General features: G+C 45.3%; 21 protein-coding genes. 7 read left to right on the top strand and 14 right to left on the bottom strand.

Annotated features, from left to right (window positions below; genetic code table 11):
• Positions 1 to 89: 89 nt before the first annotated feature.
• The 4 genes from ABDV94_RS02480 to ABDV94_RS02495 form a co-directional block, all read right to left on the bottom strand.
• Positions 90 to 1,004, bottom strand: coding sequence for a GNAT family N-acyltransferase (locus ABDV94_RS02480; RefSeq protein WP_343604481.1), 915 nt, complete (start codon positions 1,002 to 1,004; stop codon positions 90 to 92).
• Positions 1,005 to 1,009: 5 nt separating this feature from the next.
• Positions 1,010 to 1,825 carry a 1-acyl-sn-glycerol-3-phosphate acyltransferase gene (locus ABDV94_RS02485; RefSeq protein WP_343604482.1) on the bottom strand — a complete coding sequence of 272 codons (816 nt, stop codon included), beginning with the start codon at positions 1,823 to 1,825 and terminating at the stop codon, positions 1,010 to 1,012.
• A 125-nt stretch (positions 1,826 to 1,950) separates the two neighbouring features.
• Positions 1,951 to 2,907: a DUF4249 domain-containing protein gene (locus tag ABDV94_RS02490; RefSeq protein WP_343604483.1), complete on the bottom strand. Its 957-nt coding sequence runs from the start codon at positions 2,905 to 2,907 to the stop codon at positions 1,951 to 1,953.
• Positions 2,889 to 5,282 (bottom strand): TonB-dependent receptor, encoded by a 2,394-nt coding sequence (locus tag ABDV94_RS02495; RefSeq protein ID WP_343604484.1) that lies wholly within the window; start codon positions 5,280 to 5,282, stop codon positions 2,889 to 2,891. Before ABDV94_RS02495 ends, ABDV94_RS02490 begins: the two co-directional genes overlap by 19 nt.
• 96 nt (positions 5,283 to 5,378) lie before the next feature.
• On the opposite strand from ABDV94_RS02495, the gene pheT reads away from it, so the two are divergent.
• The 3 genes from pheT to bioA all read left to right on the top strand — a co-directional run bounded on the left by pheT (position 5,379) and on the right by bioA (position 9,863).
• Positions 5,379 to 7,811, top strand: a complete 2,433-nt coding sequence (gene pheT / locus ABDV94_RS02500; protein WP_343604485.1) for a phenylalanine--tRNA ligase subunit beta — start codon at positions 5,379 to 5,381, stop codon at positions 7,809 to 7,811.
• A gap of 178 nt (positions 7,812 to 7,989) precedes the next feature.
• A complete protein-coding gene (gene bioD, locus ABDV94_RS02505; protein WP_343604486.1) occupies positions 7,990 to 8,604 on the top strand; it encodes a dethiobiotin synthase in 615 nt (204 codons plus the stop codon).
• Complete coding sequence (gene bioA, locus ABDV94_RS02510; protein ID WP_343604487.1) at positions 8,583 to 9,863, top strand: adenosylmethionine--8-amino-7-oxononanoate transaminase; 1,281 nt, start codon at positions 8,583 to 8,585, stop codon at positions 9,861 to 9,863. The genes bioD and bioA overlap by 22 nt, the downstream gene beginning before the upstream one ends.
• 188 nt (positions 9,864 to 10,051) lie before the next feature.
• On the opposite strand, the gene ABDV94_RS02515 is transcribed toward bioA, so the two are convergent.
• The 10 genes from ABDV94_RS02515 to ABDV94_RS02560 form a co-directional block, all read right to left on the bottom strand.
• Positions 10,052 to 12,217: an FUSC family protein gene (locus ABDV94_RS02515; protein WP_343604489.1), complete on the bottom strand. Its 2,166-nt coding sequence runs from the start codon at positions 12,215 to 12,217 to the stop codon at positions 10,052 to 10,054.
• Between the two features lie 148 nt (positions 12,218 to 12,365).
• Positions 12,366 to 13,526: a kelch repeat-containing protein gene (locus ABDV94_RS02520; protein ID WP_343604491.1), complete on the bottom strand. Its 1,161-nt coding sequence runs from the start codon at positions 13,524 to 13,526 to the stop codon at positions 12,366 to 12,368.
• Between the two features lie 83 nt (positions 13,527 to 13,609).
• Positions 13,610 to 14,209, bottom strand: coding sequence for a hypothetical protein (locus tag ABDV94_RS02525; RefSeq protein WP_343604493.1), 600 nt, complete (start codon positions 14,207 to 14,209; stop codon positions 13,610 to 13,612).
• 112 nt (positions 14,210 to 14,321) lie between these two features.
• Positions 14,322 to 15,512 carry an aminotransferase class III-fold pyridoxal phosphate-dependent enzyme gene (locus ABDV94_RS02530; protein WP_343604495.1) on the bottom strand — a complete coding sequence of 397 codons (1,191 nt, stop codon included), beginning with the start codon at positions 15,510 to 15,512 and terminating at the stop codon, positions 14,322 to 14,324.
• The gene (locus ABDV94_RS02535; protein ID WP_343604497.1) at positions 15,502 to 15,993 is read right to left on the bottom strand and encodes a hypothetical protein; all 492 of its coding nucleotides are present in this window, start codon (positions 15,991 to 15,993) and stop codon (positions 15,502 to 15,504) included. Before ABDV94_RS02535 ends, ABDV94_RS02530 begins: the two co-directional genes overlap by 11 nt.
• A gap of 11 nt (positions 15,994 to 16,004) precedes the next feature.
• Positions 16,005 to 16,544, bottom strand: coding sequence for a hypothetical protein (locus tag ABDV94_RS02540; RefSeq protein WP_343604499.1), 540 nt, complete (start codon positions 16,542 to 16,544; stop codon positions 16,005 to 16,007).
• 22 nt (positions 16,545 to 16,566) lie between these two features.
• Complete coding sequence (locus ABDV94_RS02545) at positions 16,567 to 17,130, bottom strand: RNA polymerase sigma factor (RefSeq protein WP_343604501.1); 564 nt, start codon at positions 17,128 to 17,130, stop codon at positions 16,567 to 16,569.
• A 4-nt stretch (positions 17,131 to 17,134) separates the two neighbouring features.
• Positions 17,135 to 18,088, bottom strand: coding sequence for a transketolase family protein (locus tag ABDV94_RS02550; RefSeq protein WP_343604503.1), 954 nt, complete (start codon positions 18,086 to 18,088; stop codon positions 17,135 to 17,137).
• A gap of 2 nt (positions 18,089 to 18,090) precedes the next feature.
• Complete coding sequence (locus ABDV94_RS02555) at positions 18,091 to 19,446, bottom strand: VWA domain-containing protein (RefSeq protein WP_343604504.1); 1,356 nt, start codon at positions 19,444 to 19,446, stop codon at positions 18,091 to 18,093.
• Positions 19,446 to 20,288, bottom strand: coding sequence for a transketolase (locus tag ABDV94_RS02560; RefSeq protein ID WP_343604505.1), 843 nt, complete (start codon positions 20,286 to 20,288; stop codon positions 19,446 to 19,448). Before ABDV94_RS02560 ends, ABDV94_RS02555 begins: the two co-directional genes overlap by 1 nt.
• A 141-nt stretch (positions 20,289 to 20,429) precedes the next feature.
• Here ABDV94_RS02560 and ABDV94_RS02565 point away from each other — a divergent pair, with 141 nt between their 5' ends.
• The 4 genes from ABDV94_RS02565 (at position 20,430) to ABDV94_RS02580 (ending at position 26,881) form a co-directional block, all read left to right on the top strand.
• Complete coding sequence (locus tag ABDV94_RS02565) at positions 20,430 to 20,795, top strand: hypothetical protein (RefSeq protein ID WP_343604507.1); 366 nt, start codon at positions 20,430 to 20,432, stop codon at positions 20,793 to 20,795.
• A complete protein-coding gene (locus tag ABDV94_RS02570; protein ID WP_343604509.1) occupies positions 20,792 to 23,725 on the top strand; it encodes a gliding motility-associated C-terminal domain-containing protein in 2,934 nt (977 codons plus the stop codon). Before ABDV94_RS02565 ends, ABDV94_RS02570 begins: the two co-directional genes overlap by 4 nt.
• 241 nt (positions 23,726 to 23,966) lie before the next feature.
• Entirely contained in the window at positions 23,967 to 24,911 is a 945-nt protein-coding gene (locus ABDV94_RS02575) for a hypothetical protein (RefSeq protein ID WP_343604511.1), read from the top strand.
• A 62-nt stretch (positions 24,912 to 24,973) separates the two neighbouring features.
• Positions 24,974 to 26,881, top strand: coding sequence for a LodA/GoxA family CTQ-dependent oxidase (locus ABDV94_RS02580; protein WP_343604512.1), 1,908 nt, complete (start codon positions 24,974 to 24,976; stop codon positions 26,879 to 26,881).
• Positions 26,882 to 26,884: the final 3 nt, after the last annotated feature.

The raw sequence follows: 26,884 nt of genomic DNA on the forward strand, positions 1-26,884 counted from the left end.
TTTAATGTTGTGGATACAAAAGTTTACGGGTTTAAATGGTTCAAACTTTTATACTTTTTGAACCCTTTAACCTCTTTCATAGCTACCAATTAATAATTGAGGTGACGTTCTTTTTTATCCGGGTAAACATCTGCAATGGTCACCAAAATTCCCGTTTCTTCCACATTTCCGAATTCCGCATTCACCGCAGTTCCGAAGGTTTTCATTGTTGGTGAAAGGGCCATGTAAATGTTGACCAGCGGAGGAACGATTTCACCATGCTGACGCACAAAACTATTCAGAACCTTGAAGCCATCCTTAAAATCTAATCCTTTCAATTGTTCTTCTACAAACGTAGTGTCGTAATCAGTTTTCAACGGATGGTAAGGCTTCATCAGGTTTTCCGTATCCGGAAAATAATGATGCATGAAGTGCAGCAGGAAATCGCGTGCTTCGCGGTTGTAATACGGATACATCGTCACTTTTCCGAAGAAATAGCGAATGTCCGGGTAGTGGCGCACAAGCGCTCCCAGTCCGTCCCAGATGTTATCCAGCGCGAATAATCCTTTACGCGGGTTTTGTGCCGGCTGATAATCCGGATGAACCCAGCTTCTTCCCAGTTCACAGGTTGTGGGCAGGTAATCGTTGATGAAACGCTCCGTAAAATCAAAATAATGCGTGGTGGAAAGATGAATGACACCGTTGCTGTCTGTAGCATCGGCACAAATGATAAAGCGATAACCACCGATGATGACTTCGTCTTCCGGCGACCAGACAATCAATTGATTGTAGCAGATTTCCTGGGTATCGTATTCATCCAAATCCAGTTCTTCCCCGGTTCCACCGCCGGCAAAACGGAAAGTAACTTCACGGAGGCGACCGACTTCACGTACCACGTTCGGAGCAGTGTGAATATTGACAAAGTAGATTTCGTTATCGCCTTTGCGTGTTGTACGGATCATTCCGGCTTCGGCGAGTTCTTTTTTAATCAGTTCTTTGTCTACAGCAGGTATAATTGGTTTCATACGGTTTATTTCTTCAATGTATAGACGTGATTCCGGAACCATTCGGCCCATTTCGCGTCAGATGTTTTAGTATCTAATGTTTTTGCTTCGATCGGTTTCCCGACGGTAAATTGGATGTGTTTTCCTTTTTGGCGGAACATCTCATCTGCCAGGTAAAGCATTTCAATGTTTGCTTTTATTCCCAGAAATTTACGAAAATTAGCCAGTCTGTAAAAGAAGTTGGATAATTCTCCGTCAATATGAACCGGAACAATCAGCTGGTCATTCTGCCGTGCTTGCTTCACAAAAGTTTTTTTCCAGTCCAGGTCTTTTACGACACCTTTTGTTTTGCGGCTAACAAGTCCGGCCGGGAAAATACACACCAGCTGGTCGGAAGCAAACAAATTGTTCACCTGAATCAGGGAGCTGTTTTTGGTTTTTCCATGTTTGTTGACCCCCACAAAGATTTCTTTGAGCGGATCAAGATTTAATAACAAGTCGTTGACGATGAATTTGATATCTGTACGGTGATCGCGCAGACCATCCACGAGTGCCATGGCGTCCATTCCTCCCAGCGGGTGGTTCATCACTACAATGCATTTACCGGATGTCGGGATATTTTCAACGCCCGAAATGGAGTAGGTAACCCCGATTTCTTCCAATACTTCCTTACAAAAATCCTGGTTTTTAGAATCATGCGTGTTCAGGAAATCATTGATCTCCTTCTGGTGAAGAATCCGCTCCAGGTAACGAATAATAAAGCCCGGAATCCACTTCACAAGACGCGGGTTTTTACTTTGAATCAGTCTGCGGACATTTATGAAATCTTCTTGTTGTTTCATGGGGCAAAAGTAATACCTGCGGGGCTAGCCGGGATACAGAATTTAAAATGAAAGTAACAAAATTTCGTGAATAACTTCACTGATAATGGAGACTGAGCGGAGTCGAAGGCCCATTTCAGTGAAAATTAAGGTGTGCAATACAAGGTGTCATACGACGGAGAATAGCCGGCCCAAAGCCCAATGGCGCCTCCCTGGATATTGGTGGGAATGACGGTTGGTGCGGCAAATGGATTTCCGGTGGTTTGAAGCTGCATGTATTTTTTTTCCAGGAAATTATACACCGTTGCATCCAGTTTGGAGAAGCGGATTGCTACCGAATCACCGATTTTGTAATATCCCTTGTTTTTGTCTGCAACCGTGTTGTCGTCCCATGTGAAGGGATTTTCGTAATAGAAATTGAATGTTTGTCCATTGAAGAATTCATCGTCAATCACCGGGCTGAAAGTGGCTTTGAAATTCGGGTCTTTGGTTGTTCCGTTAACCATATTGATGCGCTTCACTTCCCACATATAGGCATCGTATTGGTATGGGGGATCGGATAATGTAGCCCAGGAAAAACCGTAACCCGGATTGGCTCCCGGGTCCTGCACCCAGTAAACGGAATCCAACGGTGTTGGCTGCACAATCTGAGTACTGGACGTGTAGGTTTCACCGTTGAGTTCGACCTTCAGGGAATAGGTTTTCCCGACTTGCCCCCAAATAGCTGTGTTGAAACTAGAGTAAGCACACAAATGGTAATTGGCCAGTTCCTGCTCCGGAATCCCAAACAGAGTAGCTGCCATAGCTTCCGTTCCCGGAGGAAGGTTGTCCGAACAAATCTCATCCAGCACTACGGTATTGGTACCATCCGAAACGGTTACCGTTGCTCCCGATTGAAAACTGTTCAGAAAAGCATCGAGTGTAGTCGGAGAATAAATATCCTGTGTTTTGGAGATTAGTACGATCGGGGGCATACCGGTTTCAATCCGGCCGTCGATCACAATTTGTTCCTTGTACCCGGGAATATCAATTTTCACCTCTTTGGTACAACCCGAAAGAAGCAGAAACACAGGGACGAAAAGGATTAAAACTCGAAATTCCATGTGACACTTGGTAAAATTGGAAATAAAGACACTTGTTTCACGGAAATTTTGAAATCGTTCGAAGTGATATTTCCATCGTTGTCAATATACAAAAAATAAGGATTGGCACGGTTATACACGTTGTACACGGAGAAAGCGACATTTTGTCTGAATTTCTTCTGCACTTCGGTTTTTTCTCCCGTCTTTTTGTCGATTTTCGTTTTCGTAGGCTTGTCATACCAGGTTGCGGAAATGTCTAAACGATGGTATGGAGCCATTCGCGTGGAATTTCTCGGGCCGTAATTGAACAGCAAATCCTGGTTGTTGAAATACCAGCTGTTTGGAAGTGTCAGGGTATTTCCGGATGCGTAAATGAACGAGAATCCAAACGTCCAGCGTTTATTCAGTTCGTAGGTTCCAACCAATGTCAGGTCGTGTCTGCGGTCGTATTTAGCCGGGTATTTGGTGCTCTGGATATCCGGGAAATAACGATCCGATTTTGCCAGGGTATAACCGATCCAGCCGGTGAGTTTTCCAAAAGTCCGCTTGATAAAGAACTCCGCACCATAACTCCAGCCGGTTCCGTAAACCAGTAAATTATCAGTGTTGTCATTCACATTGTCTGATGGCAGCACTCCCTGCTTGAATTCGATCATGTTATACATCTTCTTGTAGTAGACTTCCACGGAGGTTTCCCACTTGTTGTTATTGAAATTGCGGAAATACCCCAGGCTGGCCTGCCATCCTCTTTGAGGTTTTGCTTTATCGGTACTCGGATACCAAATATCCGTAGGAAGCGATACGGCGCTCAAACTCGCCAGGTGAATGTATTGGTTGTTGTAGGTAAATCCGCCTTTGATCGAACTTTTATCCTTGAGCAGAAAACGGGCAGCAATACGTGGTTCCAACCCGAAATACGAACTGATAAGGTCTCCTTTTCCGTATGTTTTCGTAGAGTCAGTGTGCCCGGTCGGACCTTTGTAATAACGTGTAAACGGGCCAGTGAATTGGTACATACTCACGCGTACTCCTGCATTGACTCGTAGCCAGGAAGTGAAATCCACCTCGTCCTGGAAATACACTCCCGATTCGTGGCTGTATAATTTCTGTGCCAGTCCGGTGTCAAAAACCACGTCTTCCTGCGAAGCAGATACACTGGTAGGAGTAAAGGTATGATACAAATAATCCGCGCCCATTTTAATGGAGTTCCGGGAATTCGGGAAGTAGGAGAGTTCCACTTTTCCGCCATAATCGCGAATTCCGGATTTCAATTCAAACTGGAACTGGTCTTGCGCCGAACCGAAACTGAATAAATAATCCGTTAAGGTAGCGGTCGTATTCATGAATAACTTGCTGTTAAACTGGTGATTCCAGCGCAGGGCGGCAATCCCATTTCCCCAGGGCATCCGTACATTGAAATCCTGTTCCTTGTTCCCGAAATTAAAGAGGTCTTTTCCGTAATAACCGCTCAGGTAAATCTTGTCTTTCGGGCCGAGACGGTAATTTAGTTTGGCATTCAAATCGTAGAAGAAGTAACTCGAACCATAGAATGAACTCGACTTTTTGATGAATGCTTTCATGAACAGATCGATATATGTTCTTCTGGCTGAAACAATGAACGAACCCTTGTCTTTGACGATCGGGCCTTCCAGTGTGAGACGGGAAGAAATCAGTCCCAAACCTCCGGTCACTTTGAATTTCTTGTTGTTTCCTTCATTCATGTTCACTTCCAGCACCGACGAAAGTCGTCCGCCGTAACTCGCAGGCATGCTCCCTTTTATGAGATTCACACTTTTAATCGCGTCGGCGTTGAAAACAGAGAAGAACCCGAACAGGTGAGAAGCATTGTATACCTGTGCATTATCCAGCAACACCAGGTTTTGATCCGGTCCGCCACCCCGAACGTAAAATCCTTGTCCCCCTTCACTCACAGAAGAAACTCCCGGTAACAGCTGGATGGTTTTCAATACGTCTACTTCCCCCAGGAACGCAGGGAGTTTTTTGATCAGTTTCACATCCAACTCAATCTGCCCGATCTTCGTGGAGTTTACGTTGTCACCTTTTTTTGCGTTGATTTCCACTTCTTCAATGTCGATAGTTGCTCCCAATTCAGCACGGATCGTCGTATCGCGGCTCAATTGAATGCTGATTGTGTCATTGGGAAGCCCACCACCCCTGAAAATCACCTGGTAGGAACCTGTTGGAAGCGTTAAGGAATAAAAGCCGAATTCGTTGGTAACAGCGCCCTGCTGCAGGCTGGGAACATAAATTTGTCCACCGATAATGGGTTCACCCGAACTTTTCTCCGAAATGTATCCGCTGATCGTTGCGTTTTCCTGTCCCCAGGAAAGGAAAAAAGCGAAGATGCATGTGATTTGTAGCGCAAGGAATTTCATCCGGATTTTCGTGTCAACGAATTTAAGCTTTTATGTCAAATTAAACGGCGCTTTCTGAGCTTTTTCTTAAATTTGGCTTCCAAAATTAGAACGACAATGAAAATTTCATCTGCCTGGTTACATGAGTACCTGCCCATTCAAAAATCTCCCGAAGAATTAGATCAGCTTTTGACCGATACCGGTTTGGAAGTGGAAGGTTTTGAGACCATTGAAAGTGTAAAGGGTGGTTTGCAGGGTGTTGTCGTGGCGGAAGTGGTTGAATGTGAGCAGCATCCGAACGCTGATCGCCTGAAGGTGACGAAAGTAAACAACGGAACTGAAATCCTTCAGGTAGTGTGCGGTGCGCCCAATGTGGCGGTCGGGCAAAAGGTCATCCTGGCACAGGTTGGGGCTGTTTTGTACCCGAAACCGGATGAACCGCTGAAAATGAAAGTTTCCAAAATCCGCGACGTGGAATCCTACGGAATGTTGTGTGCCGAAGACGAATTGGGTCTTGGAACAAGTCACGACGGAATCCTGGTGCTTTCACCGGATGCCAAACCGGGAACACCTGCAGCGGAATACCTGGAATTGGAAAGCGATGTGCAGATTGAAATCGGTTTGACACCGAACCGTGCAGATGCCATGGGACACATTGGTGTGGCACGTGATGTACTGGCTTACCTGGCTTGCCACGAAGGAAGCACGGCGAAACTGCAACTGAAAGAGACGAAAAAATTGCAGAAAGAAAGTGACCTTCCGGTTGCGGTCTCTGTTGAAAATACGGAGCGTTGTCCGCGCTACATGGGGGTAAGCATTTCAGGAGTAGAAGTGAAACCTTCCCCGGCATGGCTGCAAAACCGTTTGCGCGCTGTAGGACTTTCGCCCATTAACAATGTGGTGGACGTAACCAATTACGTGATGCGTGAACTGGGAACTCCGCTGCATGCATTCGATGCGGATGTGGTGAACGGACAGGTGATTGTGCGTACTGCAAAAACAGGTGAAAAGATCACTACATTGGACGGTGTTGAGCGTGAATTGAACGAAGAAGATTTAGTCATTGCCAACGCTTCCGAAGCGATGTGTATTGCCGGAGTATTCGGAGGAAATCAATCCGGTATTTCAGATACGTCGAAAAATGTGTTCCTGGAAGCGGCCTATTTCCAGCCGGTTTCTGTTCGTAAAACAGCGAAAAGACACGGTTTGTCTACCGATGCAAGTTTCCGTTTTGAGCGTGGTGTGGATGTGGATTTAGTTCCATATGCACTGGAGCGCGCTGCTCAGTTGATTCAGGAAGTTGCCGGAGGACAGATCGGAATGGAAGTCGTGGATCTTTACCCGAATCCAATCGCGCGAAGAAACGTAACTTTGAGATATGCACGCGTGAACCAGGTTTTGGGACACGAGATTGAAAAAACAACGATCCGGGGAATTCTGACTTCTTTGGATTTCGAAATATTGTCGGAAAACAACGATTCGTTGGAACTTTCCGTTCCGAATTACCGCGTAGATGTAGACCGCGAAATTGATGTGATTGAGGAAATCCTGCGCATTTACGGATTCAACCAGATTCCGCTTCCGGAGAAACTGAATACGTCACTGGTATTGAGCGAAAAACCGGATTTGGAGCGTTTGGGAGTGAACCTCGCAGAAGTATTGGCGGGAACAGGTTTCCACGAAATGATGAATAACTCATTGACCAGTCCGCAATACGCTGAAAAACTGGGCGGAAATCAGTTCCAGGTTTCGAATGCCGTTTCGATGTTGAACCCGCTGAGCCAGGATTTAGCCGTGATGCGCCAGAGTTTGTTGTTCCAGGCAATGGAAACCGCAGCACATAACCAAAACCGTCAGAATCCGGATTTGCGTTTGTTTGAATTTGGTAAAACATATTCGGTTGACAACGGAAATTACGCAGAGAACAAACGTTTATTGTTGTTGATGACCGGAAACAAACTGGAGGAATCCTGGGCGCAAAAATCCGAGAAATCGACTTTGTTCACGCTGAAAGGAGTGGTGAATAACCTGTTTGAGCGTTTGGGACTAATCGGTTTGCTCCAGGAAGAAGCGATGTCGGAGCAGGAAGTATTGGCCGACGGTTACCAGGTACGCATTTTGAAAAACGTAGTCGGAACAATCGGCTGGGTAAACCCGAAAGTGAAAAAGCATTTCGGTGTCAAACAAGATGTGTTTGTTGCTGACCTGGATTGGGATGCGATTCTTGCTTCCCTGAAGCTGGCGAAGACACAATACAAGGAATTGCCGAAAACATTTGAGGTGAGACGTGACTTCTCCCTGTTGCTGGATTCAAAAGTACGTTTCTCCGAAATTGAGCAGATTGCGCGCAAAGCAGACAAGAAAATTCTCCAGAAAGTAGGTTTGTTCGACGTTTACGAAGGAAAGAACCTGCAGGAAGGTAAGAAATCATATGCCGTTTCATTCACATTCCAGGATCCGGAGCTGACATTAAAAGATGCGCAGGTAGACAGAATTATGAATACGATTCGTGCTGAATTGGAAAAACAATTGGGAGCGGAGTTGAGATAATTCAAAATTCAAAATGCAAAAAAAACTTTCACATTTTGAATTTTGCATTTTGAATTTTGAATTTTGCATTGTACTTGTTTTCCCTTTTAACTTCTCACTTGGTTCCAGTCGTTAATTTTCTTTAAAAAATGGTCAAAACCCGCTGGAATTCTACCTTTGTACTTTGCTGAAAGTAGACATGAAATCATTCGTTGTTACCGGAATTGGAACCGAAGTTGGAAAGACAGTGGTGAGTGCTGTACTTTGTGAAGCTTTGAAAGCAGATTACTGGAAACCTGTCCAGGCTGGAGATTTACACGCGTTGGACAGCGATTTTGTCCGGAATCATACTTCTGAAACGACCATTTTCCCCGCAAACGTCTTATTGAACGAACCAATGTCGCCGCATGAGGCCGCACGTTTGGACGGAATTGAACTCACGGAAGAATATTTTGACCTGCCGGAATTCACCAAAACAACCATCATTGAAGGAGCGGGCGGATTGATGGTTCCGCTCAATGATGTGGGACTTTGCTACATCGACCTGTTTCAATTGTGGGATATGCCGGTTTATGTCGTAACGAAACATTACCTGGGTAGCATCAACCACACTTTACTGACGCTGAATGCGCTTCTGATGCGTGAAATCCCGATTGCCGGACTGATTGTGAACGGCGCGCGGAATGAAGCCTCAGAACGGATTTACCGCTCACATTTCTCCGATTTAACGATTACATACATTCCCGAACTGACTGAGTTTTCAGCTGAAAGTATCCGGGAAGCAGCCCAATTATGGATAGAACAACAAGCTTAGAAAAGGATCGCCTTCACGTTTGGCATCCTTTCACTCAAATGCAGACTGCCGGAGAACCTTTGTGTATCGTACAGGCAGAAGCAACGACTCTCATTGACGCAAACGGAAAAAGATACATCGATGCCAATTCATCCTGGTGGGTCAATGTACACGGACACGGTCATCCGTATTTAGCTCAGGCTTTACAGGAACAGTTTGCGCAATTGGATCATGTGATTTTTGCCGGGGCAACACATCCGCAGGCTATCAGGCTTGCAGACCGGATTACGTCACTTTTGCCGGAAAAACTGGAGAAGGTATTCTTTTCCGATGACGGATCTACTTCCATTGAAGTAGCGTTGAAAATGGCTTTCCAGTATTGGTACAATAAAAACGAACCGAAAAAGCGTGTCATCGCATTGGATGGTGCGTATCACGGAGATACCTTCGGAGCGATGTCAATTGGTCAGCGGGGGGCGTTCAACCAGCCTTTTGAGCATTTGTTTTTTGATGTAGACTTCATCGATTTTCCGGTCGGAGAGGCGAGAAGCACTGCGTTGATCCAGGCAGAACAAATTCTGCAAACAGGAGAAGTGGCTGCGATCATCGTGGAACCATTGGTTCAGGGATCGGCAGGTATGCGCATGTATGATGCAGTGTGGCTGGATGCCTTTGTTTCGCTGGCGAAAAAATACCACGCTTTGGTCATTTTCGATGAAGTAATGACGGGTTGGGGAAGAACCGGAAAGCTGTTTGCACACAATTTCTGTGAGCAGGAACCGGATATTGTTTGTTTGTCCAAAGGATTGACGGGCGGAGTGCTCCCATTGGGATTAACCGTTGCTACGAATGACATTTACGATGCCTTTTTGCACCCGGAAACGGCAAAAGCTTTGCTTCACGGGCATTCGTTTACAGGAAGTGCACTGGCGTGTGCAGTTGCCAATGCAAGCCTGGATTTATTTGAGCAGCCCGAAACCTGGGATTCGATTGAGTGGATTGAAGAGCGCCACCGGTTTTTTATTGATGCGTTGAAAGCACATCCGAAAGCAAAAGAAATCGGTCTTTGTGGAACGATTCTGCGTTTTGAAGTGGAAACCGGGGAAGGAAACAATTATTTTTCTTCGATTCGTGATCGGGCATACAACTTCTTCCTGGATCAGGGATGCTTGATTCGCCCGTTGGGAAATGTGCTGTATCTGAATCCGCCGTATTGTATTTCGGAAGAGGAACTGGATAAACTACACGTGGTATTGCTGGATTTCCTGGATACGATCTGATAATTGACAATTGAAAAGGGAGAATTGAAAAGAAAGATGATCCGGATTTTTTGATTCTGTTGGATGATTTTTCCTTCTTCCTCTCCTTAATACATCCAAAATATCGAAGCGAGATGTTCGTTTTAAAGGGAATCTTTGGCTTCCCACTTTTGGAGGGAGACCGAGGGGGAGGACAGTTTAATTGCGCTCTATTTCCCTCTAAACGCTTGCAATGCCTCCAGCTCAAAAACAATTTTTTCCAAATCGACTTGTACTGCCTGGAATAGCGGATCTTCCGCAAACACGGGATTCTGGAGAATGGTTCGTGCTTTTTTGAAGTCGATTTGTCCGTCGCGCTGCATGTGCTTGTAGAAAATAATCTGGATTTCTTCCATGTATTCATCCAAAACAGGAGCCAGTTTGTCCGAGGCGATTTTCTCCAATCCGAATGCCAGGCTGGTAATCTCACGCGAAATCCGGACGTTGGAACCTACTTTGGCAAAATGAACGTCAATTTCGCGCTGGTGTGTCTGTGGTTCTTCATACATGCGTTGCACACAGGCAAAGAGGTTGTTATTGGCAGCTTCACTCAGGCGTCTGCTTTTATGCCAGGTCACCCCGGGCGGCAATTTTTTCTCATAACTTAAAACCACCTGGTTCAGGAAGAACAGGTTTTGGTTGAATGAATGATTGAGCAGCGATGGAAAGCGCTGTTTTTCCCAAATCGGCCAGAAAGCAAAACTGATCAAAATTGCGAGTGCCGATCCGATCAGTGTAGAAAGTACACGCCACCAGATCAAATCCCAGGAACCTTGTTTGGAAAGCTGCATCATGACCACCATCATAATCGTCACGAAAAACACCCCGACTTTGTAATTGTTTCGCAGGTAATACGCTACGAAGAACGAAATGAAGATCAGGATCACAACAAAGGTTTCGTGCTTGATCGGCAAGAGCATAATTGCTCCTCCGACGATGATTCCCGCAACCGTACCGATGATTCGCTCAAATCCTTTTTTACGTGTAGCACCATAGTAAGGTTGAATAACAATCAAAAGGGTCAATGCAATCCAGTGGCCGTGATCAATTTGGAAGAATTTGAAAATAAACACCGAGAGTGCCAGACCGAGCCCTACCCGCAAGGAGTATTTGAATTGCTGCGAATCGATATTGAATACTTCCCGGACAATCTGGAGAATGACTCGCGGCTGTAATCCCGCAATGAAATGGTTGAAAGACAATTTGTAATTCTCGAAGTAATTACTGCGTTTGAAATTGAGTTTTTCGTGGATCAGGTCGATGCTGTTCTGCAAATAATCGTAACATTGTTCCAGGCTGGAAACGAGCTGTTTGAGAGCAAACAATTCTTCCTCGCTCCAGTTTTGTTCTTTCAGCGTTTTTTTGAGAATCCGTACCGCAATTTCAAAGCGTTTGATGCGTACTTTCGCCATCGTGAGATCTTCTCCCCGGAAGGTGAAAATAACAATAGACAAGCGTGCTGAAGCCTGGGAAAGTGCCGAAATGGTTTTGTAAATGATTGACTGGCTGTTCTGGAGGGAAGCATGCCCGCGCAAAGCAAATAATTCTTCGTGAACCACCCGCGCACTTGCTCCGAAGTAAGCGGCTACTTTGCGTGCTTCGATCATCTGGTCGTAATGTTCGGCTTTGAAGCGCGAATTTTCCTTCCGCCGGTTAAATAGCTCGATGCTTTTATCGATCGCCGCCCGGATTTCAATTTCCCGGGAAGTAATGTTCCGCAAATCCTGGTTGTCGATTTCTGTATCCAGGTAGTTTTCCAGAACGGCATCCAGGTAATCCGTATTCTTTTTCCAGATGGTGGCTATGGAACGCCGCATAGGGTTGGAAGCCGAGAAAGGAAACGAGATGAAAATAATGGTGATCGCCCAAAGTGCCCCGTAAAAGATATACTTACCGTAGACCAGTGATTCACCGAATGAAGTGGGATTCGAAATACCAAACAGGTAGAAAAATCCAACTCCTACGCCGATCGTTGAGCCGTAATCGCTCCAATTCCGGATGAGCGCAGCAAATACCCCGATCACAAACATACCGATGACGGAAAGAGTCACGGAACCTCCAATGTTCATTCCAATAATGGCCGCAATGAGAATCAGGATGGCTTCAACGCCCTGGATGAGCATTTTCCGGTAATGCGAACCGCGGTAATCAATCAATGTGAGTATGTAGGCTCCAAAGGCCGCCCAGATGATGTGGTACGAAAAACCAAGAAATAGCGGGAACACGATCAAAGGCACATTTAACGCCAACACTACCCGGATAGACCAACTGATGGTGGGTTCCAGGTATTCCTGTTGCAGAATGGTGTTAAATTGTTTGATCGGTTGAAACCGCATAAGAAGTGAATTTCCTAACAAATATAGGGACTGCGAATGAATATTCGGGGGGGCGTTTGGTACAAAAGGGAGAAGTTACCGCAATTTTAGCGTTTTTTCTAAAATGGGATTTAAAGCCGGATGTAATTCCGCAATATTACGTCCAGGTTTATACCCTTGCTATTTTCCGGATTTCCGTTCCACTTTTCCCTTCGATTAATACGAGGAATAATCCCATCGGCAAATTGGAAATTTCCACAAATCCGGCATCATTTGCTTCGAGTTGTTTGACCAGGTAACCGGAAACCCCGAATACGGATATTTTAGCAGCCGCTTCGGTGATCAGCTGGAAATCGTCTTTGCTCGGATTGGGAAACAAGATGCTTTCTTTCGGTGTTTTTGGCGAGGCATTCCATTGGTAGAAATCGGAGATGCGCACGGCATTGTGATTCAATCCGGTTCCGATATAAAACTTCCCGTTGATGGAAAATCCTTTTGCTCCTTTTAATCCGTCTATCGGAAGTGCCGGAATTGCCTGCCATTTTTTCGTGTAGTTCAAATAGTAGCAATCGTTTTTGAAGACACTGTTTTCATCCATTCCGGCACATACTAGTGCACTGAACCCATTGCTGACGGCAGTTCCATAAGAGCGTTTGCCTCCCGGAAGAGGAGGAAAGGAACTCCATGTTTCCGTTACGGCATCAAACGAATACCAGGAATCGGCATAGGAAATGGGATTGATATCGAAACCTTCTCCGAAAATGCCTTCATTCAGGATTGAAAATCCCAATACACTCCGGTTTGGTCCGCCAGGATAGGGTGAAAGCTGCGACCAGGAGTCTGAAGCGGCGTTGTATTTCCAAAAATCCGAAAGGGTAGAGTCTGCGGTAGTTCCCATACCCAGGTAACCGGTATTCCGGATTTCCAGTGCGGTTGCATGCCAGCGGGCAACTCCGGGAAAATCGGTTTTTTGAATCCATGAATCGGTAAAACCATCGTATTCCCAAACATCTTTCAGAGCAACTCCTGCTTCAGAATAACCGCCTACCAGGTACGCTTTATTTTGCAACGTAAAAACGCAGGAATACTGCCGTGCTGTTCCGGGGAAAACGGCTTTTTCACTCCAGGAACCGGTTTGCGGATTGAACTGGAAGAGTTTATTGCTTTCAGCATAACCATTCAGATTCCCGGTAACCAGGTAGCCTGAACCATTGATCGCAAAGGCAACGGCATCATCTCTCCCGATAGTTGGAACAGCTGTGACCGAAGACCAGTTTTGACTTTGCGCGAGTATACTGACGAATAAAAATACAACCAGGATTCCTTTCATGTTTGAATGCTTTATAGCGTTTAACGCAGGAAAGGTGAAAATCGTTTGTTTGAAATGACAAATTCCGAATTTGGATGTGTGAACTAGTTCTCTTTCGAATTGAACTGGAAGTAGAGCACTGAACGCCAGGAATCAATCCCGAGTTTTTCCTTCCAGTTGTCTTTCAGGTCAATCATCCATTGAAACAATTCCAGGTAGCTTTCATCCGTGTAGTGGAAAATTTTTGCAGGATCCAGGTTCATATTAATGAGGTTTTGCACATCTTCACCGATCCATTGGTAATCTTGCCCTGCATGCTCATTAGCCCGTTCCAGGCCCGGCCCATCGAGGTATTCTCCGTCGTTGTTGGTATACAGAGCATAAATCTCTCCGTTCTCAAGCAACGTAGTATCAGCATCAATCGGATCGAGGTATTCCCGGGTTTTAGCTACTGCTTCCACAAATTCTTCGTGATCTTTCATTTGATTGGTAGCTGCCAGTAGATCCAGGAATTGGTAAAGTGCTTCACGCCCCTGCTTGAAATCCGCTTCGATTCCAACCACTTTATCGAACAGGTGTGAATCCACGATCTTGTTGTCGAATGCGGCCAAAATGCGGTAAGCATACGGGATGAAGTAATTGAACTCTCCGAGACTGATGTGTTTGTCTCCGTTCAATGCGTAGATGTAGCTTCGGTTTGCCATAATTTTAATTTAAAATTGAAAAGGTAAAATTGAAAAGAGCAGACGTTATAACCAAATATGTCGTACACTCTTTTCAATTATCAATTGTCCATTGTCCATTCTCGATTCGGAATTACTTTGTTTCCGCAACGGCTTGCTGGATTAATTTCCCCACTTCGTGAATTTGGTCTTCGGTGATATTCAACGGGGGAGATAATCTGAAACTGTATGGGTGGGAGAGGAACCAGAAACTGATTACTCCGTACCCAAGCAAGCGTTCTACGACTTTTGCCACGCGTTCATCGCTTGCCATATCACAGGCAAACATCATTCCTTCCCGGCGGATTTCAAAAATTTCGTCGATTTTTTCAAGGTAACTTTCCAGCAAAGCACCGAGTCGTTCCACTTCTGTGAAGTCTATTTCAGAGTCGAAAACTTCCAGTGTTCCCCAGGCAGCGGCATTGATTACCGGATTTCCTCCGAAAGTCGTAATGTGACCGAGCATCGGTGAATGACTCAGCTCGTTCATGTATTCGTATTTTGAAATGAAAGCTCCGATAGGAAGCCCGCCTCCGAGTGCTTTTCCGAGTGTCAGTATATCCGGAATCACACCGCTGTGTTCAAAGGCAAACATTTTCCCGGTGCGTCCCATTCCACACTGAATTTCATCGAAAATCAATAACGCTCCGACCTCATCACAGCGTTTGCGCAATGCCTGCAGGAATTCGGTGGAAGCTTTGCGCACACCGGCATCTCCCTGTACGGTTTCCAGGATCACGCCGGCAGTTCGCGTGGTGATGCGTTGTAAATCTTCCGTTTCATTTAAGCGGATAAAATCGACATCCGGCAATAGCGGACGAAAGGGCGTTTTTTTGATCTCATTGGCTGAAACGCTCAACGATCCGTGCGTATTTCCGTGATATGAACCTTTGAATGAAATGAGCTGTGTACGCCCCGTGACGCGTTTAGCCAGTTTCAAAGCCGCTTCGTTGGCTTCTGTTCCGGAATTGACGGGGTACACACAATTCAATGATTCCGGGAGGAATTTCCGGAGTAACCGCGCCATTTCCAATGATGAATCCTGTATAAATTCGCCGTAAACCATCACGTGGAGGTACTTGTCGAGCTGTTCCCGGATACGTTTGATGACCTGAGGATGCCGGTTCCCGATATTGGTTACAGAAACACCGGAAATCATATCCGTGTAGCGTTTTCCGGATTTATCGTAAATGAAAATCCCTTCCGCCGATTCAACATCAATTAAATAGGGAAAGGGATTTGTTTGTCCTAAATGTTTTAAAAAGTCTTCTTTATTATCTTCCATGAGGAGGTCTCTTATCTTGCGGTTCTCCTTCTCTGCGGTCTTTCAATCGTTCGAGGAGAACTCGTCTGAATTCGTGCTCCAAACTTAAGAGTTTTAAGGTTCTTTTTTCACCGATGATCTTAATAAATTTCTCGCTGTATTCTTTTTTGATGTCGAGTTCTTTCTGCTCGTTTTCAAAAAGAGTATTGAGTTTTTTCTTCGCATCGTCGTTTGAGAGTTTATCTTCGGAATCTTTCAATTCCATGTTGATCTTGCGGGAACTTTGGCGGATTTCCTTCATTTTGGACTCCATTTCGTTGTAAACAGGCCAGAATTTTTCTGCTTCACTTGCCGTGAGGCTGAGTTCTTTGGTGATGAAGCCCACCTTCAGTGCTTCGATTTTGTCATCCCGGTCTTTGTCGTCTCCGGGCCCCTGACCAAAGGCTGTGCTTGCAATGAGGATCGGGATCAGTGCCCAAACCAGTTTTTGTACTATTTTCATAATGCGTTCTTTTAACTTTCGATGAGTAAATATTCGTCCAGCTCACCGGATTCTTCCTTCAGATAATCCAGGATTTCTTCGTCATTGATGTGATCAAACATCGTGGCATTTGAAACGGAGGATTTGTTGACTTTATCTTCCTTTTCAGGTGTAGCCTGCCGGTCGTTTTGAGCTAGTTTTTCAGTGCTCAGGTGCGCGGCAATCGTTTCCGGATCAATGTCTTCGATGTGCTGATTCAAGTACTCGTAGATTTCTTCATCGCTGACGGACGACAGATTAATTGGTGCAGATTCATCCGCGGAGCCGGGAGTGTTCCAGGAAAAAAGAATAGCAAACAAAAGAATTGCTGCAGCGGAACCCCAAACGTACCAGCGCTTGTAGAGTGGGATTATTTTTGCCTGACTATTCTGTTTTATCCCGCCAGATACCGGGATATCATTTCCGATTTGATTCAGGATGTTCTTTTTCAAATCTTCAAAATAAGCTTCTGAAGGCATTGGAGTCGAATGCACCTTTAAATCGTCAATAATATGTTTGTTTTCCCGATTCATAACACTAAGATTCGTCCTTTATTCAATGGTTTAATTTGCGTTTTAAATATTCTTCAATTTTCCCGACTGCATGGAAGTAATTGGCTTTCAGGCCGCCTACGGAACCGCCTGTTAGTTTGGATATCTCTTCGTATTTCAAATCATCGAAATACTTATATTCAAATACCATGCGTTGTTTTTCGGGAAGGGTTTCAATGGCTTCGAACAGGAGTTTTGAAATCTCCTCGGCACCGAGTTTTCCGTAATGTTGTGATTGATGAGAAAACGAAACGATCGGCTCGTCGATATCCAGACTTTTGTGTTTGTTTTCTTTCTTCAGGAAATGCACCGTTTCATTGTATGCAATGCGGTAAATCCATGAAAACAAGGCACTGTTTCCCTGAAATTGTTTGCGGTTGTTCCAGATTTTAATGAATACTTCCTGGATAATGTCGTTGGTGAGCTCGTGGTTGTTCACCCAACGGCGGATGGTGGTGTAGAGGCGTTTGCTGTGAATGTCGACAATCCAGCTGAAAGCTTGATGGGCCATGTCATCATCCCGATGAAAATAAGAAATGATGGTATTTTCATCGGGAATGTGACTCATATTTTTATTTGCGGGTTAATACCTTTTTAGCTGCTTCAACAATGTTTGGAGTATCCAAACCATATTTCACCATTAACTCGTCCGGTGTTCCGGATTCTCCAAAAGTATCATTTACTCCAACATATTCCTGTGGCGAAGGTAAATGCCGCGCGAGTACTTGTGCAACAGCATCCCCTAAACCTCCATTCAACATGTGTTCTTCTGCAGTAACAACACACTTGGTTTTGTTAACAGAGTCTAAGATTGCTTTTTCGTCCAAAGGTTTAATCGTGTGCATATTGATTACTTCCGCACTGATTCCCTGTTCAGCCAATTGTTGTGCCGCTTCGATGGATTTCCATACCAAATGTCCGCAGGCAATGATGGTTACGTCCGTTCCTTCGATCAAAACATCTGCTTTCCCGATCGTGAATGTTGCATCCGGCTGGATGAAAATAGGAACAACCGGTCTTCCGAAACGCAGGTATACCGGCCCCACATGTTCAGCGATTGCCATGGTTGCCTGTTTCGTTTGGTTGAAGTCGCACGGAACGATTACTGTCATATGAGGCAGCATGCGCATCATTCCCACATCTTCCAGGATCTGGTGCGTTGCGCCATCTTCACCCAAGGTTAATCCTGCGTGAGAAGCACAAATTTTCACGTTTTTCTGGGAATAAGCTACCGACTGACGGATTTGGTCATAAACGCGTCCGGTTGAAAAGTTGGCGAAGGTTCCTGTGTAAGGAATTTTACCCCCGATAGTCATTCCGGCTGCCATCCCGATCATATTTGCCTCAGCAATTCCCGCCTGGAAAAACCGATCCGGAAATTCTTTCTGAAAAGCATCCATTTTCAGCGACCCGGTCAAATCTGCACACAGGGCAACTACATCCGGATTTTTTTTACCGATTTCAAGCAGACCTTCTCCAAATCCTGATCGCGTATCTTTTTTTCCTAAAATTTCAAATTGCTTCATTGCTATAAATTAATCGAAGTTGTTTTATTTGATTGTATTTTAAAATTCTTTTCAGTCGTATAGGTGGTTGAACGCAGCTGTTTTTGCCGGTATACGATGCGGTAGCTTCCGGGCTGCAGGAAAATCAATCCTTTTGTGGATGTTTGATCCAGGTTGCAGACCCATTCCGGGGTTCCGTTCTCGCGAATCACAAAGACCTGTGCGGCCAGTGTCTTGGTTGCATTGTAACTGAGTTGTCCCGGAGCTGCCAGGTCAATTGTTTCCGTGGCACTTTGTTTCACTTCAACTGTTTGGTAGATGCGCGGCAGTGTCAGGATTTCGATCTCGTATGTTCCGATAATGTACTTGTCGGTTGTTCCCACCAATTGCGTATTGAGTGTGTACTGGTCGGTTTTCTGGTAGATTCTTGAAAGCACCTGGTACGGACTTGTCGCATTGGTGAACCGCAGTTTGATATATCCCTGCGGACAATCCACCGGGATGATGTTGTGCGTATTCTTGACGATGGAAATATTGTTTTTGTAGACTTTCGGAATGGTATTAACAACGAGGTCATATTTGAAGCTCGGATCCATGGTCAGTGTGTCCGGATTTCCCTGTCTGTTTAAGGTATGAACGAAGGTATAAACCAACTCTTTGGTTCCCGCTTTATAAAGGAACAGGGTTACATCCGTTTCATTCGGAACCTTATGGATGTTGTTCAGGTTGATCTGCACCGTGGTATTGATCACCGCTTTCGAAATCACGGATTTCAATACATTGTTAAATGCTTCTTTCGTTTCCGCCTCCGAATAACTTCCGATACACTTGAATTGTTCGAGATACGATAAGTCAAGTCCCAAACCGATTACGAATGGGGTTACCTTGACTCCCTTGTCGTGTAGTTTTTTGGCAATCACACAGGGGTCGTTGTCACAGGCTTCCAATCCGTCGGTGATGAGGATAATGATATTCCGGGCATTGGTATCCGGGAAATCGGATGCGGCGGCTTCGAGTGACCGGGCAATCGGAGTGGTTCCTTTTGCCAGGATGGTTTTGATTTTGTTTTTTACCCGGGTGAAATTATCCGGCCCGAAAGGAACTTCGAGTTTGGTATCGTTACAATCCTGGTAAGTTGCAGTAATCGGGGACTGGTGCCCGTAAACCCGCAGTGCAATCTGCAGGTTCGCGGATCCGTTCAAACTATCTACTGTTTTAATGAGGAGTTCTTTCGCAGCTTCAATCCGTGTTTGTCCGCCCCAATTGGCATTCATGGAGTTCGAAGCATCCAGAATGAACAAAATACGAGTCAATTCCTGCCCTTGAGCTTTCGCGAAGCCCGTGAATAAGAAGCAAAAAATGACTGCGTAAAATCTCATTAATAATCTCCTAAAGTTTCTTCCAGCTGATCCAGTGCAAGCTGCAATTGCTCAGCATTCGGCGCAACACCATGCCATTTATGAGAACCAACCATGTAATCAACTCCCTGACCCATTTCTGTTGTCATAATAATAACAATCGGTTTTCCTTTTCCGGTTAATGCTTTTGCTTGATTCAATGTTCCGATCAGGCTGTCGTAGTCGTGACCGTTCATTTCAAGAACTTCCCATCCAAAAGCTTGCCATTTTCCTTTCAGGTCACCCAAAGAAAGGACATCGTCTACGTCTCCGTCGATTTGTCTTCCGTTGTAGTCAATAGTAGCAATCAGGTTGTCTACTTTATTGGCTGCAGCGTACATTGCAGCTTCCCAAATTTGTCCTTCCTGTAATTCTCCGTCTCCGTGAAGCGAGAACACCAGGGTTTTATCGTGATTTAATTTTTTTGTCAAAGCTGCTCCGATGGCATTAGACAAACCTTGTCCGAGAGAACCGGAAGCCATGCGCACACCCGGGATTTTTTTATCCACACTCGGGTGTCCCTGAAGGCGTGCATTGATTTTACGGAATGTTCCCAACTCTTCAATCGGGAAATATCCTGCACGCGCTAAAACAGAGTACCAAACAGGGGAGATGTGTCCGTTTGAAAGGAAGAACAAATCCTCTTCTTTTCCGTCCATAGAGAAATGATCCGGATTGTGTTTCATGATTTCAAAATAAAGTACTGTTAAGAAATCGGCACATCCCAAAGAACCACCCGGGTGACCGGAATTTGCTCCTGCGACCATGCGAACGATATCTCTTCTTACTTGTGATGCAACTGCATGTAATTGTTGAATTTCCATTGTTATATCCTATTTGGCACTGCAAATCTAAGGTTAATATTCGCTTTCACTTCGTTTTTTTTTAACTACTTTTAAACGATGATGCAACTCTTTTTTGTTAAAACGAGTCTGGAGTATTAATCACATCACAAACTAAAAACTATGATAAAGACATTACTCTCCGTTGGTTTTCTTCTTTGCGTAGGCTTGTCGTTCGGACAAGATGCAAATAAGATTCACCCCGGTAAGCAGGTCAGGATTGAAAAACAAACCCCTGTTCTGACTGCTGAAATGCAACAGTATGCTGTTGCAAACGGCAGCTACATTGCTGATCGCCCTTCAGGTGATGGAAAAGAATCCGCTTTTGACGGACAGATTTCCATGGAAAATGCCCAAAAAGTAGACCCAAAAGCAATGGGGATTAAAATCATTGACAGAAATCAATTTTTTGAAATTGCCGGAACCGGTAAGGTATTGGTTGTGAAATCAACGTGGGTATTGGAGAACGAAATGAAAACGAAAAGATGATGAAAAAACAGACGAAATTCCTTTTGGTCTTTTTGGTTTTTATGATATCCGGAATGACTAACGCACAAATAGTGAATATGGGGAACGGAATGCAATTCCCTGAAAGCAGCCCTGCAGATTGCAGCACCTTCGGAGTAGGAGCGAACAACTTCTTCGATGACGGTGGATCGGGTGGCAACTATTCTCCCAATTTTAATGATACCGTTGTTTTCTGTCCTGATTTGAGCCAGGGAACTAAAATGGTCATCACATTCGGAATCAACGCCGGTTACACGTTTGATGTGGACGGTTCTGATTTTATTTATGTGTATGACGGACCGAATACCAGCGCACCATTGCTGGGAATTCACAACTCAGTTTCCGATCCGAACGGATTCAACCACGTTGCTTCTTGGAACAACCCAAGCGGATGTTTGACAGTAGTATTTATCTCTGACGGTGCAAACCAGGGAGCAGGATGGGGAGCAAGCGTTCAGTGTGGTAACCAGGCACAGCCGTTTGAAATGCACATGGAAGCATTTGTAAACCACGCAGGAACCAACTCCTTGAACCCGATTGATACCGGATTTGTAGATGTGTGTCTCGGAGACAGTATCTTATTGGTTGCAAAACCATTGTTCCCTCACTCACTTGAAGCAACAGGACACGGATATTCCCAGAATATTAATAACGTAAACTACGCATGGAATATTTCTGACGGTGGAACTTACCCGAACAACGATTCGATCTGGTTTGTACCGCCAACACGTAACGGATTCATCGTTGAATTGAAAATCACCGATGCTTTCCCGCATGCAAACCGCATTGCATCTAAAGTACGCGTTTCACAACAGCCTTTGTTTACAGGAACTGGGCCGGTTGATGATACGGTTTGTTTAGGACAGAATACCATCCTGATCGGAGGGGTTACACCAACCGATACGGTCGGAATTACGATCCCGGAAGGTACGTTCCAATTAGGAGGTGCATACGCCGGATTGACTTATCTGCCTGATGGTTCAGGACAGAACTACGAAACTGCAATTAACATCAGTGGATTCCCTTCCAATGCAACGATCCAAAATGCCCAGGATTTGAACCAGATTTGTATTACGATGGAGCACTCATACACGGGTGACCTTGAAATCTGGTTGGAATGTCCGCCTGTAGCTCCTGCAACTGTGGGACAAACGGTCAACTTATTGAACTCTTACAACCCGGGAGTATTGCCCGGAGGAAACAGCGGAGGTTCTATCTTCCTGGGACACCCATACGATGATCCGGGAGGTGGCGGACCAGGAGAAGGCTGGGAATACTGCTTCAGTTCTGTTTTCAATACGATCGGTCAGATGAACCAAAACTGGAACAACACCATTCCTGTGGCAGCTGTACCGGGAACACCGCCATTGTCTGCAGGAAACTCGATGGATCCGTCTGATATCTATGCACCGGAATCTTCTTTCGGAACAGCATTGCTGGGATGTCCGATCAACGGAAACTGGAAAATCCACGTACGTGATAACCTGACTTATGATGATGGGTATATTTTCGAATGGGGATTGTACTTCGATCCTTCTTTCTTCCCGGGATTGGCAGGATATAACAACCATGCGGTAGATACGTACTGGAATCCGGATCAAACAATTGTAAGCGGACCGAACGATACCTTGGTAAACGTTATCCCGAACCAGCCAGGAAACCACAGCTACGTGTACAACCTGGTAGATGATTACGGATGTCATTACGATACGACGGTAACAATTTACACCTTACCGTTGCCAATCATTTTCCCTGACACGATTGCATGTGATATGAACTTCCAGGTAAGCGGAACTCAGGCATATAACGGTGGTGTTTGGAGTGCAACTCCTTCCGGATTGAACTTCAGCTCTACGACAAACAATAACCCGCATATAACCGCCACCAGTGCCGGTACCTATGAGGTCTCGTATGTCGATAATGCGTGTAGCGATACCGTCACCTCGACGATCATATTCCCGCCTTATCCTCAGATCTTCAACGATACGTTGCTCTGTGGCGATGACTTCCAGGTCACGGGAACGATTACCTATCCGACGGGTGGACATTGGTCTGCGTTGTCTCCGGAAGTGAGCTTCCTGCCGAACAATACAACGATCAACCCAACGATTACGGCAACAACGAGCGGACAGTACCAGGTGACGTATACAGACAATGTGTGTAACAACTCTGTTTCAGCATTTGTAACCTTGTTCTTATTGCCGGATATCTTCCCGGATACGTCTGCTTGTAACTTTACATACAATGTAAGCGGTACGGTAGCGGCAAACGGTGGAGTTTGGTCAAGTGCAGATACGAATATTCATTTCTTACCGAATGCAAACGTGCTGAACCCGGTAATTACATCCAGTATCCCTGGAACTTTTGAAGTAACATTTACAGACAACCAATGTCAGACTTCTGTGACTTCATCGATCGAGTTCATTAACTGGGCATTTGTAAATACGGTTGATACGGTGATCTGTATCGGTTCTACGATTACAACTTCTTGTGGAGTATACCCACAAAACGATATGTATGTTTGGAGTGACGGAACAATCGGGCACGATATCACGGCCGGGCCTGGAGTTTACACCGTCACGGCAAGTAACGAATGTAACTCGCATTCGGCAACGATGACCATCGACGGAAAGGTTTGTTACATTACGGCTCCGAACATTATTGTTCTCTCATCGACATCCGGAAACAACAAGTTCTTCCTTTCGTATGACGGAGTTGAAAAATTCCATATCTCGATTGTGAACCGATGGGGTAACCTGATTACGGAGTACAGTGATCCTGCAGCTGCATGGGATGGTAAGAACATGAACGGAGAAGTAGTTTCTGAAGGAACTTACTTCTACAAATTCACTGCTAAAATGCAAACAGGAGAAGAAATCGAACAACAAGGATTTGTTCAGGTCTTCCACTAAGAAATAAAAAAATAATCCTAATAAAGGGGGTATCTCGAAAGGGGTAACCCCTTTTTCTATTTGTATCGTCATGAAAAACAGATCAAAAATTGGTTAAGTTGTTTTGATTTCTTTTATTTGGGAAGCATTTAGAGGGTAAAAGCCCTATTCACTGAAACGTTATAACTACTTCCTGATTATGGAAATTAATTGCAGTAAAGACCCTGTTAATGCTCTCAGGCAAATGTTTGTCAATATGAGTATGGGGACACGAATCAAAGCTGGTCAGTGTCCCGTAAGACGAGCTGTATTTTTAAAGCCTCACGGCATCGTCAAAGCCCGTTTTGATGTGCTTCCGGATCTTCCGGCTCCCTTTAATACTGGGATCTTTGCGGAAGGAAAACGGTATGAATCATGGGTGCGGTTTGCCAGTGATACCGTTCCCGGCAACAGTGACATTAAAACAACCACAGGCATTGGTATCAAGCTTTTTGGTGTTCCGGGAGAAAAATTGCTGGATGGAGATCAGAACGGAATTACCGCTGATTTTATCTTACAAAACTTCAATGTCTTCTTTGTGAATGATGTGATGGAGATGTGTGAATTTACATACGCTGGCGTTGTAGACCACGATTATGATTCCTACCTGGAAACGCATCCTGAAACATCAGACATCCTGAATGAAATGGCACAGGATGTAGACAGCGTCGTTAATATTGACTACTGGAGCGGGTTGCCGTATGCACTTGGAGCAGATAACTATGTGAAATACATCATAACACCTGTGGAACGGCAAGATCCGCCACCAGCCATCCCTGCCAATAATCCGAATTATCTGCATGATCAGCTGAAGCAGCAATTAATAGAAGGGGAGGTGAAGCTCAATTTCTGCCTGCAATTGAGAACAGATCCGGAAACAATGCCTTTGGACGAAGCCATGGTTCCCTGGAATGAAAAGCTTTCTCCACCGGTTCCCGTTGCTGTCATTACCTTATTGCAACAGGATATTGATCAGCAGGGACAACCGGAATACGGTGAAAATCTGAGTTACAATCCGTGGAGAACGACAGCGGATCATCAGCCGGCGGGAAGTATCAATGACGCCAGAAGGGTTGTTTATCAGGCTTCAGCAGACTTACGCCGATTTAAGAATGGAGTATCTGATACGGAACCCCGCACTCCCAGAAATTTAAACTGGCCTCGTTAAAAATTGTACCAACTGCCGGATTTCCGGCACTTAATAAATCATAACCATTAACACATTCACGTATGAGTAATGCTATTGTAAAGGTTGCCATTTATCCGGCAATCGGTATTGCGCGGGTAGGAAATGCACCCGCAGGTAAGGATGATTATTTTATCGGACCTGAAGTATCAGGACAAGTTCCAAATCCTCCCGGCGGATTTAAAGACAAGCAGGGAAGAGTCAAAAAGCAAGCTGCCCGTTTCAGGATTTACGGCTATGATTCCAAAGGAAATGTTGTAAGGGAAATTACGGCAGCAGATGCAGACATTCAATGGCGCGTAGAAATTGCAAACATGAAATCCGGATGGTACATGTTTAACAATGCGCTGGATCTTGTTGGAGCAGCTATTCCATCCCAGTACAGGAATTTATCCGTTACGGATCGCTCACGGTTAATTATCAGTCCGACACCGCTTTCGATCAGTGGGAAAAATCAAAGTGGTGATAAGTACCGTTTTGATGACGGAGAGTTTATGGGAACCAAAGTTCCGCTGGGTGAACTGAGAACTGACGAACAGGGGAGGTTGATCTTCCTCGGTGGTGACGGTCATTCAGCTTCTTATACGAATACTGCAGCAGTTACTTTTGCAAATAACGACACCTGGCACGACGACGTTTCCGACGGGCCTGTGCGTGCAACGGTAAAACTGAAGGATGGCACTGTATTGGAAGCAGATCCGGCAATGGTTGCCGTGACACCTCCGAATTTCGGACAAGGGCTGTATGGTGTAGTAAGCATGTATGATGTGGTTTACAACATGTCTGTAGCACAGAATTGGGTTAAAAAGCCTAAAATGCCGGACTTTTATGAACACATCTTTCCGATCTTGAGCCGTATGTCGCATACTCAATGGGTGAACCAGGGATTCTTTATGGCTTTCGGACAAAATTCACCTGCGGATTTCAATGACCCGAAACTGATCAAGCAGTTGAGCAGTACGGACAAGAAAGACGAATGGTTGCGGAAGCGCGTTTTCAATTGGTTCCGTGATCCGGACAGTACCGATTATCAACCGGCAAAAGTTCCGCCTTTTTATGGAGACTATTTCGGTGAGTATTCGGAAATGGCCCTGGATGATCTTTCCATCACAACGGTTCAATACGATTGGTTAAAAAGCTGGGCAGCCGGGAAATTCACTACGGAAAAGCCTGTACGCTACAAGACATTGGAAGAAGTACCATTGCAGGACCAACCGCACATGCTTACCAAAACCAATCTCGATGATTGTCTTGGCGGGCCGTTCCATCCCGGAATTGAGCTGACATGGCCGATGCGCGTTCCGCTGATGTGGAAAGAACCGTTCAGGCTGAATATTGCTGCTGAGGGCGACAAACCGGAAGTAAACTGGGGACCTCTGCTCAGTACGAACATTGTACTGGAAGCTGGCGGGCCTTTGGCTGCGAGTGGACCCGGAACATTGACACGCTGGCTGGGTGTTCCGTGGCAGACTGATGAGGCAAGCTGCCTGTCAGGATATGACCCTTCCACCTACCTTCCTTTGCCATCCTTCTGGGCGGCACGTGTACCGAACCAGGTCATGAGCATGGACAGCTATAAGCGGGCTACAAAGAAAAGTGTTCCCGATGGACAGCGGTTGAAACATTTCGACTACCGTCAGGACTGGTTGCGTGATTTTGGAACTGCGTATACGACCAAGATCAACAACATGATCAAAAAGTGGCATTATTTGGGAATCATTGTTCAGCAGGACGGAGAGGTCGATGATGCAAACGGATTACTCCCGAAACACTATTGGATTGAAACGAGGAGAAGGGATTTCGATACGCCGGATGCTACTTACGAACAAGTGGTGTATGCTGAAAACCTCAAAACCGAGAAACCGGAAGAGAAAACATTGCAGCTTAAAGCTGGTGTTGCTACGACGACTCCATCACGTAAACGTCGTGTTATTCCACGTAACCAGATGTAAGCC

This window comes from Fluviicola sp., assembly GCF_039596355.1.
Classification (GTDB): Bacteria; Bacteroidota; Bacteroidia; order Flavobacteriales_D; family Crocinitomicaceae; genus Fluviicola.